This is a genomic window from Neisseria sp. Ec49-e6-T10, assembly GCF_051132615.1.
Taxonomy (GTDB): domain Bacteria; phylum Pseudomonadota; class Gammaproteobacteria; order Burkholderiales; family Neisseriaceae.
On the sequence record NZ_CP152375.1, the window covers coordinates 660,847 to 673,662 of the forward strand.

At 37.6% G+C, this 12,816-nt stretch carries 12 protein-coding genes; 7 read left to right on the top strand and 5 right to left on the bottom strand.

Annotation, left to right across the window (positions count from 1 at the left end; genetic code table 11):
* Window positions 1–19: 19 nt before the first annotated feature.
* The gene (locus AADH04_RS03340; protein WP_434778832.1) at window positions 20–568 is read left to right on the top strand and encodes a hypothetical protein; all 549 of its coding nucleotides are present in this window, start codon (window positions 20–22) and stop codon (window positions 566–568) included.
* 44 nt (window positions 569–612) lie between these two features.
* On the opposite strand, the gene AADH04_RS03345 is transcribed toward AADH04_RS03340, so the two are convergent.
* Window positions 613–1,614, bottom strand: coding sequence for a zinc-binding alcohol dehydrogenase family protein (locus AADH04_RS03345; protein WP_434778833.1), 1,002 nt, complete (start codon window positions 1,612–1,614; stop codon window positions 613–615).
* Between the two features lie 129 nt (window positions 1,615–1,743).
* On the opposite strand from AADH04_RS03345, the gene AADH04_RS03350 reads away from it, so the two are divergent.
* On the top strand, window positions 1,744–2,106 hold the full coding sequence (locus AADH04_RS03350) for a winged helix-turn-helix transcriptional regulator (RefSeq protein WP_434778834.1): 363 nt from the start codon (window positions 1,744–1,746) through the stop codon (window positions 2,104–2,106).
* Between the two features lie 42 nt (window positions 2,107–2,148).
* A complete protein-coding gene (locus AADH04_RS03355; RefSeq protein WP_434778835.1) occupies window positions 2,149–3,072 on the top strand; it encodes a 1-aminocyclopropane-1-carboxylate deaminase/D-cysteine desulfhydrase in 924 nt (307 codons plus the stop codon).
* Between the two features lie 73 nt (window positions 3,073–3,145).
* On the opposite strand, the gene glpK is transcribed toward AADH04_RS03355, so the two are convergent.
* The gene (glpK, locus tag AADH04_RS03360) at window positions 3,146–4,633 is read right to left on the bottom strand and encodes a glycerol kinase GlpK (protein WP_434778836.1); all 1,488 of its coding nucleotides are present in this window, start codon (window positions 4,631–4,633) and stop codon (window positions 3,146–3,148) included.
* A gap of 198 nt (window positions 4,634–4,831) precedes the next feature.
* On the opposite strand from glpK, the gene dapE reads away from it, so the two are divergent.
* The 4 genes from dapE (at window position 4,832) to AADH04_RS03380 (ending at window position 9,635) form a co-directional block, all read left to right on the top strand.
* On the top strand, window positions 4,832–5,959 hold the full coding sequence (dapE, locus tag AADH04_RS03365) for a succinyl-diaminopimelate desuccinylase (RefSeq protein ID WP_434778837.1): 1,128 nt from the start codon (window positions 4,832–4,834) through the stop codon (window positions 5,957–5,959).
* Between the two features lie 255 nt (window positions 5,960–6,214).
* Entirely contained in the window at window positions 6,215–7,519 is a 1,305-nt protein-coding gene (locus tag AADH04_RS03370; protein WP_434778838.1) for an MFS family transporter, read from the top strand.
* A 160-nt stretch (window positions 7,520–7,679) separates the two neighbouring features.
* Window positions 7,680–8,648: a bile acid:sodium symporter family protein gene (locus AADH04_RS03375; RefSeq protein WP_434778839.1), complete on the top strand. Its 969-nt coding sequence runs from the start codon at window positions 7,680–7,682 to the stop codon at window positions 8,646–8,648.
* A 123-nt stretch (window positions 8,649–8,771) separates the two neighbouring features.
* Window positions 8,772–9,635: a metallophosphoesterase gene (locus tag AADH04_RS03380; protein ID WP_434778840.1), complete on the top strand. Its 864-nt coding sequence runs from the start codon at window positions 8,772–8,774 to the stop codon at window positions 9,633–9,635.
* Window positions 9,636–9,759: 124 nt separating this feature from the next.
* Here AADH04_RS03380 and AADH04_RS03385 read toward each other — a convergent pair whose 3' ends face one another.
* The 3 genes from AADH04_RS03385 to pheT all read right to left on the bottom strand — a co-directional run bounded on the left by AADH04_RS03385 (window position 9,760) and on the right by pheT (window position 12,812).
* Window positions 9,760–10,083: a hypothetical protein gene (locus AADH04_RS03385; protein WP_434778841.1), complete on the bottom strand. Its 324-nt coding sequence runs from the start codon at window positions 10,081–10,083 to the stop codon at window positions 9,760–9,762.
* Complete coding sequence (locus AADH04_RS03390) at window positions 10,064–10,366, bottom strand: integration host factor subunit alpha (RefSeq protein WP_434778842.1); 303 nt, start codon at window positions 10,364–10,366, stop codon at window positions 10,064–10,066. The genes AADH04_RS03385 and AADH04_RS03390 overlap by 20 nt, the downstream gene beginning before the upstream one ends.
* 82 nt (window positions 10,367–10,448) lie before the next feature.
* On the bottom strand, window positions 10,449–12,812 hold the full coding sequence (gene pheT / locus AADH04_RS03395) for a phenylalanine--tRNA ligase subunit beta (protein WP_434778843.1): 2,364 nt from the start codon (window positions 12,810–12,812) through the stop codon (window positions 10,449–10,451).
* Between the last annotated feature and the right edge of the window lie 4 nt (window positions 12,813–12,816).

Genomic DNA, 12,816 nt, shown 5'->3' on the forward strand with positions numbered 1-12,816 from the left:
TTTTTTATGGTTGACCATTATGGCCATTATTTTTATTCTTCCTTTATTACTTTTATTGTTTTTTTTACTTTACCGTCACAAACAAGAGCAAAATTTCCATAAAAAACATCAACTGGTGACACAATACTTACAGACACATTGTCATGATAGCCTTATATTCAGCAAGAAAAATATTCCTGTTGATCAAGATTTACCCAGAAAAAATGGTTTTTTTGACATGAATAAGTGTGATGTATTTGTTTTTACCGATTTTATGGTTATTTTAGGCTATAACAACACCAGAAAAAACAAACAAACTGAATGCCCGCCTGTCATCATTACAGCCCAAAATCATACCAAATTAGAACCAATAAAATATTGGGCTGAAATTGTTCAACCTCAAAAAGTTGCTTTTTCTGGTACGGATTCGATTCAACTACTCTTACACTATATTGTGCCTAATCGACCTGAATATAAATTAAAAGGGAAAGATCAATTCTTTGATCCTTTTTGTACTTGCATCTTGACGGGTTTTTCGCACGAAGAATATACACAATTTTCGTTTATTAAAGATTGGCAAGTAAAATAAAAGGCATTTTTACTAAAAGATAAATGCCTTTCATTAAATAATCATTAAACCCCAATGACCACCTTACCAATCATATTACCTGCTTGAACCAATTGATGTGCCTGATCAATATTCTGAGCATTAAACCCAGATAATGTTTTGGTTAATGTAGACTTTACTTTGCCTTCTTCAATTAAAGCAGACACATTATTTAATAAGTGATGTTGTTCTATCATATCTGCTGTTTGATATTTTGCTCTGGTAAACATAAACTCCCAAGCAAAAGAAACACTTTTACTCTTGAAGACATCAATATCCATGGGGTTGCCACACTCAACAATAGAACAAATCATGCCAAATGGCTTAATCACATCAGCCATATTTTGCCAATGCCCTTTGGTATCATTCAAACATAAAATAGCATCAACCTCTTTAAAAGGAAGTGGATCAAACTCTTCAGCAAATGTCTGTCTATGGTTAATGACATAATCTGCCCCCATTTTTTTCACCCATTCAATCGTTTCTGGGCGAGACGCTGTGGCCACAACAGTTAAACCAGCTAACTTAGCCAGTTGAATGGCAATAGAGCCAACACCACCTGCACCATTGATGATTAACAAAGTTTTATCTTTATTTTGTATTGGATGTGTAAAACTAAAATTCAATTTTTCAAATAAAGCTTCATACGCAGTAATACTGGTTAATGGGTAAGCCGCAGCTTCATTAAATGATGTATTTTTAGGTTTCCTGCCAGCAATTCGTTCATCAACCAGATGATTCACCATATTGGTGCCTGGACGAGTAATATCGCCTGCATAAAACACCTCATCCCCCACTTTAAATAAAGACACTTGCTCACCCACCGCTTTAACAACACCACTGGCATCATATCCCAAGACACGTGCATTATTGGTTAAACCCGTTGCAACATTGCGCACCTTTGTATCCACTGGATTTACAGAAACGGCTTTAACTTCAATCAATAAATCATGCCCTGTTGGTTGCTTTTCAGGAAAATCAACTTCAACAATTGGTCCATTTTGGCCAACGACAGCAAATGCTTTCATATTTAAACTCCCTTGGTTTTTTAAACAACTATGGGTATGATCATAACAGTTCGCATTATTTTTAGTAAGAACGCACTTTGTGCGCACTTAGTATCCTCATTGTAACCATACCAAAGGAATGATTGCTGTATGCGCAATAGAAAACAGACCTACTCATGCCCTCAAGGCTGTCCTGTTGAAGTGACTTTAAATGTCATTGGTGGCAAGTGGAAAGGGGTCATTTTGTATCACTTAATTGCTCAAAAAAAACGGTACAGTGAATTACAAAGGGCTATCCCAAGTATCACACCAAGAGTGTTGGCTTTACAATTAAGAGAATTAGAAGAAGATGGTGTCCTCACCCGCACGGTTTATGCAGAAGTCCCCCCAAGAACCGAGTATCAACTCTCCACTTTGGGTGAAAGCTTAAAACCGATTATTTTAGAAATGAAAAACTGGGGAGAACAATACAGTAAAACTCAAAATCCTGAATCTAATGACACTCCCACATAATCGCTTAAACCCAACAAACTTAAGCAGCAAATAGGTTATTTTATGTCTGATATGCCCATTGAACGGTTTTATTTTCCTGACCTACATACAGAACATCAGCTTTTTATTAAACGGGAAGATTTAATACATCCTGTGATTTCTGGTAACAAGTTCTGGAAAATGAAATACAACCTAATCAAAGCAAAAGCTTTAAATCATCAAACTTTGGTTACCTTTGGTGGTGCCATGTCTAATCATATTGTGGCGAGTGCTGCTGCAGGTAAAGAACATCATTTAAACACAATAGGCATCATTAGAGGTGAAGAAATTAAGGATAAATGGCAGGATAATGTATCGTTACAAGAAGCACACTTATTAGGTATGAAATTTTATTTTGTACCAAGGCAGGAATACCGCTTAAAAGAAAAATCATTATTGATCCAACAGATTCTACACAACATTCCCAATCATTACCTGATCCCAGAAGGTGGGAGCAATAAACTGGCCGTTAAAGGTGCAGCAGAAATATTAACAGAAAATACGCACCCCTTTGATTTAATAACCACAGCAGTGGGCACTGGTGGCACCTTAGCTGGTTTGTCTATTGGCGCACAACCACATCAACACATTATCGGTTTTCCTGCACTCAAAAACGCTGGCTTTTTAGCCAATGACATTGCTCAATTGACACATAAAAGAAATTTTACGCTTAACTTAGATCATCATTTTGGTGGCTATGCCAAAACAACATCAGATTTGATCACTTTTATTAATGATTTTTACCTACTGAATCACATTCCTTTAGATCCCATTTATACGGGGAAAATGATGTTTGGCTTACGAGATATGATTAAAAAAGGCCTAATACCTTTAGGCAAAAAAATACTGGCGATTCACACTGGTGGCTTGCAAGGAATCAGGGAAATCAATAAACGACTTGCTCAAAAAAAACAGCCATTAATAGACACCGAAACAACCAAAAATTAAGATGGCTGATAACCTATCTGTTTATTGAGCACAATACTTGTTCGAAACAAAGTATTGTGCCATTGATTTTATATTATGAACTGCTTCTTACCCGCCCTACTGCATCCAACCAACCATGATATAACTGCTCACGTTGTAGTGTTTGCATTTTTGGCTCAAAACGGCTTTGCAAATGCCAAAGCTTGCCAATATCCTCTAAGTTTTGGTAAAGACCAGCTTGTAAACCTGCCAACCAAGCAACGCCTAAAGCGGTTGTTTCATAAATGGTTGGCCGCTCTACTGGCACATTCAAAATATCTGCCAAAAATTGCATCAACCAATTATTCATCACCATACCACCATCTACTCTTAATGCACGCAAAGGAGCCATGCTGTCTTCTTGCATGGCCCTAACCAAATCACAGGTTTGATAACATACAGATTGCAGCCCTGCGGTGACGATTTCTTTAATTCCTGTGTCACGAGTCAACCCAAAAATGGCACCTCGTGCCTTCGGGTCCCAATAAGGTGCCCCCAAACCTGTAAAAGCTGGCACCAAATAAACACCAGCTGTGTCTTGAGTCTGTCTGGCTAACTGCTCTGTCTCTTCAGCATGTTCAATTAGATTAATCCCATCGCGTAACCATTGAATGGTCGCACCAGCGACAAAAATACTGCCTTCAATGGCATAAGTTGTTTGCCCATTTAAACGATAACCCACTGTTGTGAGCAATCTATTTTGTGAATGTACCATAGTAGAACCGGTATTCTTTATCATAAAACAACCTGTTCCATAAGTGCTTTTCACCATGCCAGGCTCAAAACATGCCTGCCCAACCAATGCAGCTTGCTGATCTCCTGCCATTGCCAATATAGGGACAGCTTGACCTAAAATATCAGGTTCTGTGTATCCAAAATCAGCAGCGCAATCTTTCACCTCTGGCAACAGTGCTTCTGGAATATCAAACAAAGCCAAAAGTTCTTTATCCCATTTTTGTTCGCTAATATTAAATAATAACGTTCGTGCCGCATTACTGGCATCGGTACAATGTACCTGTCCCCCTGTCAGACGCCATAACAAAAAGCTGTCTATTGTACCAAAACACAACTCACCTTTTTTGGCTCTTTGCTGAGCATCAGGGACATGATCTAAAATCCAACGCAGTTTTGTGGCACAAAAATAAGGATCAATCAATAATCCTGTCCGCTCACTGACCAATTTCTCATGCCCTTGATCTTTTAATGATGAACAATAATCAGCGGTACGTCTATCTTGCCAAACGATTGCAGGATAAAGCGTTTTACCCGTATTTCTATCCCAAACCAATGTTGTTTCCCTTTGGTTGGTAATGCCAATACCGACCAAATCACAAGCTTGAATATTCGCTTTTTGTAACACATCACGACATACAGCCAAAACAGTCTGCCAAATTTCTTCAGGGTTGTGCTCAACCCAACCATCTTGGGGAAAAGACTGTTCTATGGTTTGTTGTGCCATTGCCAGCAATTGGCCTTGTACATTAAAAAGAATGGCTCGAGTACTGGTTGTACCCTGATCAATCGCAAGCAAGTAAGAAGACATAACATATCGCCTATGGTAAAGAGTCATGAAAGTAAAAATATTGGTTATTCAAGTATTCTATCTATAAACCATTTTAGTAGACAAGCAATCATTAACTACTTTTTGACTTAACATCATTTTGTTGATCTTAACCTAATTTGGCTGTCCATCTTATTTATTGTATGATGCCGTTTTGATTCTAAAGTACACACCATTTTTATGTCTGACTCTCTTACGCTAGCAAAATCTTTAATCAGCGCACAATCAGTTACCCCCGATGATGCAGGTTGTCAAAATCTGATCAGCAACCGTTTACACAATTTAGGTTTTTCTATTGAATCTCTACGATTTGGTCAAACAGATAACCTTTGGGCTCGCCTTGGCAATAGTGGCCCTCTTTTATGTTTTGCTGGGCACACTGATGTTGTCCCCTCAGGAGACACTAGTCGTTGGATCACGCCCCCTTTTGAACCAACCGAAAAAGACGGTTTTCTTTATGGCAGAGGTTCGGCTGATATGAAAAGCAGTATTGCTGCTTTTATTTGTGCTTGCGAACGTTTCATTCAAACCAAGCCCAACTTTAATGGCAGCATTGCTTTTTTAATTACTTCTGATGAAGAAGGCGATGCACATGATGGTACAGTTAAAGTCGTGGATGTTTTAAAACAAAGAAACGAGTTAATCGATTACTGCATCGTAGGCGAACCGACATCTACAAAGACATTAGGTGACACAATTAAAAATGGGCGACGTGGCTCTTTATCTGGCACATTAACCATTAACGGTAAACAAGGCCATATTGCTTACCCCCATTTGGCTAAAAACCCCATTCATTTAGCTACCCCAGCATTACTGGAACTGACTCAAGAAAAATGGGATGATGGTAATGATTATTTTCCAGCAACCAGCTTTCAAATTTCTAATATTCATTCTGGTACAGGTGCCACCAATGTAATTCCTGGTGTCATCACCATTCAATTTAATTTTCGTTTTTCAACAGAACATACTGCCGCTTCACTCAAACAAAGAGTGCATGCTATTTTGGATAAGTCATCCTTAGATTATGATATTCAATGGCAATTATCAGGGAACCCTTTCATAACAGAAAAAGGTCAATTTACAGACATTGTATCGTCTGCCATTTACGAGGTAACAAAGGTGACATCCGAGCTGTCCACAACAGGAGGGACATCTGATGGGCGCTTTATTAAAGATATTGCCAAAGAATTGGTTGAACTTGGGCCAAGTAACGCCACAATACATCAGGTTAATGAGTGTGTCCGTATTGAAGATATTGAACAATTAAGTCAAATCTACGAAAAAATCATGCATAAAATCTTTCAATAACGACTCTTTTTTTAGACCATCATTTTATCAACATGATGGTCTTTTTATTTTTTCTATCAATTAAAAGCAAAAATTATCAATATATCTCTACAAAAAAACATAAAATTTAATATCATTAAAATCAAATAAATAAAATTTTCTTTTTATAAAACAATAGAAGTGTTTTTCTCTTTTGTTATATATTGGTGAACAACCACATACAAAAAATCAGCATAAAAATTGATGTGGTCAATAAAAATAACATAGGAGAATTTTATGTCCAGCCCCGCAGTTCAATACACAACAGAAGAAAAAAGAAAACGTATTTTTGCCATTGTCAGCGCCTCCTCCGGTAATCTCGTTGAATGGTTTGATTTTTATATTTATGCATTTTGCTCACTTTATTTTGCCAGTGCTTTTTTCCCCGATGGGGATGCCACCTCACAACTATTAAAAACAGCAGGTGTTTTTGCTGCTGGCTTCTTGATGCGCCCGATTGGTGGCTGGTTTTTTGGTCGTATTGCCGATCGCTATGGTCGAAAAAAATCAATGGTGACATCTATTTTAATGATGTGTGCAGGTTCTTTTATGATTGCTATTTTGCCCACCTATGAAACCATTGGTGTGTTGGCACCATTCTTTTTATTAATAGCCCGTTTGATACAAGGGTTATCAGTTGGTGGTGAATATGGCACAACTGCAACCTATATGAGTGAAATCGCATTAAAGGGGAAAAAAGGATTTTTTTCCTCCTTTCAATATGTCACATTAATTGGTGGGCAACTACTTGCCGTATTGGTTATTGTGATTTTAGAGTTTACCTTAACACAAGAAAGCATTAAAGCATGGGGTTGGAGAATCCCCTTTTTTATTGGTTCTTTTGCGGCAATTATTTCTTTATTTTTAAGAAGAACACTAAAAGAAACTACTACAGAAGAAACCCGTGCCAATAAAAATGCAGGTAGTTTAAAAGAGTTATTTTCCAAACACAGCGCGGCATTTTTTACCGTATTAGGTTATACCGCAGGTGGTTCACTGGCCTTTTATACATTTACAACCTATATGCAAAAATATTTGGTCAATACTTCTGGTATTGAAACCAAAACAGCAAGTTTGATCATGACTGCTGCATTGTTTGTGTATATGCTTTTTCAACCATTATTTGGTATGCTTTCAGATAAAATTGGTCGGCGAGCCTCTATGATGTGGTTTGGTGCTTTAGGCACTTTATGCACATACCCCATTTTAATGGGGCTTAAAAATACACACAGCCCTGTTATGGCATTTGTTTTGATTATTATAGCTCTTGCTATTGTGAGTTTTTATACATCTATTGCAGGGATTGTTAAAGCAGAAATGTTCCCACCAGAAATCAGGGCTTTAGGAGTCGGTTTATCTTATGCCATTGCCAATGCTATTTTCGGTGGTTCAGCAGAATTTGTTGCCTTAAGTTTTAAACAAGCCCAACTGGAAAATGGTTTTTATATCTATGTGAGCATTATGCTGGTTATTACCTTTCTAGTCAGTACGCGCTTACCTAAAAAGGCGGCTTATTTACACGAACACGATGACGAACATTAAGAATAAATGCGCACAAACATACCTATCGTCTTTTTTCTGACTATGGGTATGTTTTATATAGCTTCTCAATTAAAAATAAATCAAACAACATATAGGCAAATAGGTATTTTAAGCCTATACTGGGCGCTATTACACAAAAATACACTGTCTGACTATGAATATGAAATGGTTAAAAAAACTTTATATTGATCAATTCTTACTTATATTAATCTGTGTCGTGATCATTGCCTCTATTTTCCCCTGTAAAGGCCTCTACAAAACCATTTTCGAACAACTGACCAATATTGCTATTGCCTTATTGTTTTTTATGCATGGTGCCAAACTGCCCCGCTCTGCCATTTTGTCTGGACTGGGAAACTGGCGGCTGCATTGTATTATTTTTGCCAGCACCTTTATATTATTTCCCTTACTTGGCCTAACAATGCAAGTGCTCACCCCAAACATTCTTTCTGAGCCTTTATATTTAGGTTTTTTATATTTATGTGCTTTACCCGCAACAGTACAATCTGCAATAGCCTTTACTTCTGTAGCCAAAGGCAATGTTGCTGCGGCTATTTGCAGTGCTTCTGCTTCCAGTATTTTAGGTATATTTTTATCCCCAATCTTAGTTGGCCTGTTAATGCACACTCAAGGAGCAACGACAGATACAACAGATGCCATATTATCCATTATGGTCAAATTAATGCTTCCATTTATATTGGGTCATTTATCTCGCCCATTGACTGCCGGTTGGATTGCAAAACACATAAAACTTGTGAATAAAACAGATCGTTCTTCCATTTTATTAGTCGTCTATGTTGCTTTTAGTGATGCCGTTGTTAATGGTATATGGCATCAAGTCAATTTTTGGTCTTTATTGGTTATATTGTTATGTTCAGTATTATTGCTCGCTGTTGTGCTATTATGTACCACTTATGGGGCAAGGTTATTGGGGTTCAATAAAGAAGATGAAATTACCATTGTTTTTTGTGGTTCAAAAAAGAGTTTGGCAAATGGTATTCCCATGGCAAATGTACTTTTCCCCGCATCCGCTATTGGTTTAATGGTCTTACCTTTAATGATTTTTCACCAGTTACAATTAATGGTTTGCGCTGTACTTGCTGCTCATTATGCAAAAAGAGAGTCTTAAAAGTGCTTTCTATTCAGCTAATATAAACATTATAATAAAGAAACAAGCTATCTGTTATGAGGCAGGTAAAAATACTTTACGAAAAAAATTTAAAGCTTTTATAGAAAAACATCCCAATAAAATATGCATCACTTAAACACAAATGAACTCTTTTATTATGGCAGCTTCCTTGCCATACCTTACTTCCTCTGGTTATGTTATCGTTTAAAAAATCAACCCAATATCATTAATCTACTTTTATTTACTCTAGGGACTCTTTTTATCTGGTCTCGCTTTATTGAACCACAATTACTGCTAACCAAACACACCACTATTGCCAATACTCACATAAAAGCAGATATTTTACTGGTTGCTGATTTACATATTGGTGCCTACAAGAGTACACATTACTTAGAACGCTTGGTTAATAAGATAAATGCCACACCAGCACAATTTAACATCATCGCAGGTGATTTTATCTATGCAGCTAACCCAGATAATTTGAACCAACTACTGGCGCCTTTAGCAAAACTCAACCGCCCAACGTATATTGTATTGGGTAACCACGATACCCATACACCAAAACTCAACTCTGTCTTAACAAAATTCAATTTAATCAATATAGAACAAAAAATCATTGATATGCCTACTTATCAATTAGCAGGCGTAGGCGACCGCTGGAATTTAGGGGATGATCCTCAATTTCTTGAGCAATCATCAGACCAACCCATATTAATGGTTGCTCATAACCCTGATAGTGCAGTTATGTTTGACCCTAAAAAAGTCACCTTGGTTCTTGCAGGTCACACACATTGTGGACAAATTCGTATCCCTTTTATCTATGAAAAAGTCATTCCTTCAGAGTATGGTTTTAATTGTTTATTAGAAACAACCAAGACAGATAAAGGCATAATGAAAGTATTTATTACAAGGGGAATAGGTGAAATTGGTTTACCCATGCGTTTATTTAACCCGCCTACAATTGATGTATTACACCTGGCACCATAAAAATGCTTAGCATATTTATCCCATAAGAAAATAAAGAAAAAGCCCATTCTAAATAATATTTAAAATGGGCTTAAAACAATGTTTACTTACAATTGTATTTTATAAAAACAAACCTAAGAAATATTCAATGAGCGTAATTTTGTAATCTTTGCAAAATGACGGCCAGTCGGTTACTCACTTCCTGGGCACTTAAAGCAACTTGCTCAGTTAAACCTTCTTGCCCTTGTAAAAAAGAGTCTACAGGAGGCTGAAAAGTTGCACTAAGCTTTCTTAATAAGAACACATCCTGACGTGAATAAGTATTGCCCCCTTTTCCAAGCACAATACCATGTTGATTTTGCCATTCAACAAAAACGTCCGTTTCTATTTGGGCAAGTTGACATAACTCGTCCAAAGAGAAATAGCGTTTTAACGGAACAGCAGGAAAATCAACGTTTAGCTTTGTCATGATAGTTCTCAACCATGCCTTTAAGTTTTTGACTTGCATGAAAAGTCACTACACGGCGTGCACTGATTGCCACTTCTTCCCCAGTTTTAGGATTACGGCCTGGGCGTTGTGGTTTATCACGTAATTGAAAATTACCAAAACCAGAAATTTTTACTTCTTCTTTATTTTCCAATGCTTGGCGAATTTCTTCAAAAAATGCCTCGACTATTTCTTTAGCCGCAACTTTACTTACATTGGCTTTTTCACATAGAACTTCTGCAAGTTCTGCTTTGGTTAAAGTCATTTCAGATCCTTCTTAAATTAATGGCGTATTATCACGCAAAACTATCTATTTACTCAATACTTTAGTGTTATTTTTCGTTATTTTAAGCACGAAGCGTTGCACCTATACCCTGAGCTGCAACAATCAACCTTTGAATAACCTCATCAATTTCTTCATCAGACAATGTTTTATCCATTGCCTGTAAACGTATTTTCACAGCCAAGCTTTTCATGTTTTCAGGAACACCTTGACCTTGATACACGTCAAATAAAGCAATCTCTTGCACAAGATCACTATTTGCTGCATCAGATAAACAATTGATTAATTGTGCCGATTCAATGCTTTCTGGGAGCACAAAGGCTAAGTCCCTGCGTACTGGTTGAAACTTCGATACTGCAGAAAATGTCACTTTATCTTGTTGTAAAACAGCGAATAAGTCTACTTCAAATACAATAGGTGCCTGACTCAAATCATATTTTTGCAACCATTGTGGATGTAACTCCCCAATAAAACCTATTTTTTCCTCATTCAAAAAAATCTCTGCGGTTCTACCTGGATGCAATGCTGGGTGTTTTGCTGTCTTAAAAACCAACGTTTTTGGTGCAAATAAACTTTCTATATCTGCTTTTACATCAAAAAAATCAACTTTTCTTGTCGCCTCAGCCCATTGTTCTGGTCGAACAGAACCAAAAGCCAAGCCGCCCAGTTTTTCAACCTGAACAAATGTGCCATTTTCTAACTTATTAAAGACTCTAGCAACCTCAAATAACCTGACCCTTGTTTGCTTACGGTTCAAATTGTACGATAGGGTCTGAATAAAACCACCAACTAAAGTAGAACGCATAACGCTCATTTGGCTGGCAATAGGGTTTTGTAAACGGATAGGGTGTAAATTACCCGCAAAATCCTTTTCCCATTGTTCATCTACAAATGCGTAACTGACAATTTCCTGATAATCTCTTGCTGCCATTGAACAATAAATATCAAAGCGTTTTTTCTGTGTTTCTGGTAACGCTAACATAGCCAATTGCGCATTAGGAAACCGTTCTGGTATATTTTCATAGCCATATACTCGGCCAACTTCCTCAATAATATCCTCTTCAAGAGCAATATCAAAACGAAAACTTGGTGAAGTCACCATTAACTGTTGATTATCAGTTTGTTTTGGCGCTAACCCTAAACGGGTCAAAATATCCATCACTTGTTTTTGTTCAACGGTGACACCCAATATCTGATTAATTCGCCCAAAACGCACAGTAACCTGTTTTTGTTCAGGTAATTGACCTTCTGCATGAACAACTGGTGCTACTTGCCCACCACAAATGTCTATCAATAATGCTGTTGCGCGCTCAATGGCTTCTTCTTGCACAGCAAAATCAACGCCTCGCTCAAATCTGAAAGAGGAGTCTGAACCAAAACCATACTGTCTGGATTTACCTGAAATAATATCTGGACTAAAAAATGCCGATTCTAATAAAACATCTTGTGTTTGCTCTGTCACAGCACTGGCTGCGCCACCCATTAAACCAGCAAGAGCCAAGACTTTCTGATCATCAGCAATAACCAATGTATCGCTGCTTAAAACAACTTCTTTTTCATTTAAACACAATAACTGCTCAGCTTCTTTTGCCATACGAACATGGATCGCACCAGATATTTTATCCAGATCAAATGCATGCATAGGTTGACCAAGCTCTAACATCACATAATTGGTCACATCCACAATAGCGCTGATGCTGCGCAATCCAGAACGTTCTAAGCGTTGTTTCATCCAATCAGGTGTTTGGGCTTTCGCATTGACACCTTTAACAATTCGCCCCAAATAACGGCCACACGCTTCTTTTGCGTCAAGATGAATAGAAACTTTATCTTGACAGGTAACTTTAACTGGTTCAAAAACAGGTTGTTGAACATCTTTTTGTAACAAAGCCCCCACTTCACGGGCAATGCCCTTAATACTCAGGCAATCTGCTCGATTAGGGGTAATTTTTAGCGTAAAAAGCGTGTCATCTAAATTCAAGTATGTACGCAAATTAACACCAACAGGTGCATCTTGCGATAAAATCAACAAACCATCCACATCTTCGGGCAAACCAAGTTCTTTAGCTGAACACAGCATCCCATTAGATTCAATGCCCCTCATTTTAGTAGGCTTAATGGCAAAATCATTTGGTAAGAGTGCGCCACTTAAGGCACAAGGCACTTTAACGCCAACAGCCACATTGGGGGCACCACATACAATTTGCACAACCTCTTGTCCAGTATTTACCTGAGCAACGCGTAATCTGTCTGCATTTGGATGTGGTTCTAATTGCTCAACATAACCGACTACTACATTTGTAAAGTCAGGCGCAACCGTATTGCACTCCTCAACTTCTAAGCCTGCCATGGTCAGTACATGCGCCATTTTTTCTACATCCAGTTCAGGATTGACCCATGTTTTTAACCAGTCATAAGAAAACTGCATTTTT